Origin of the sequence: Pseudomonas sp. RW407 (assembly GCF_003176655.1) — a bacterium.
Classification (GTDB): domain Bacteria; phylum Pseudomonadota; class Gammaproteobacteria; order Pseudomonadales; family Pseudomonadaceae; genus Pseudomonas; species Pseudomonas delhiensis.
In genome coordinates this window covers 1-380 of sequence record NZ_QGSL01000035.1, presented here as the reverse complement: position 1 = coordinate 380, position 380 = coordinate 1, and the positions used below count along the sequence as shown (strand labels likewise).

1 protein-coding gene is annotated in these 380 nt (G+C 61.6%); it reads right to left on the bottom strand.

Annotated elements, in window-relative coordinates; genetic code table 11:
- Positions 1-380, bottom strand: a 380-nt coding sequence (locus tag DK254_RS05685; RefSeq protein WP_177412025.1) for a cadherin-like domain-containing protein, incomplete at both ends; no start/stop codon positions are given.

Genomic DNA, 380 nt, shown 5'->3' with positions numbered 1-380 from the left:
TCAGGGTGTAGGTAAGGGCATCACCATCGACATCACTGGCCACGACCTGGCCGGAGACCGGAGTGTCTTCAGCGGTGGTCTTGCTGTCATCGCTGGTCGTCGGGGCGTCGTTCACCGAGGTGACGGTGAGGGTGACGGTGGACTCGGTGGTGCCGTTGTGACCGTCATCGATCACTACGGTGAAGCTATCCGGACCGTGGTAGTTCAGGTTCGGCGTATAGGTGTAGCTGCCGGTCGCGGTATCCAGCACCAGGGTGCCGTGAGCCGGCTCACCACCGGATTTCAGGGTGTAGGTAAGGGCATCACCATCGACATCACTGGCCACGACCTGGCCGGAGACCGGAGTGTCTTCAGCGGTGGTCTTGCTGTCATCGCTGGTC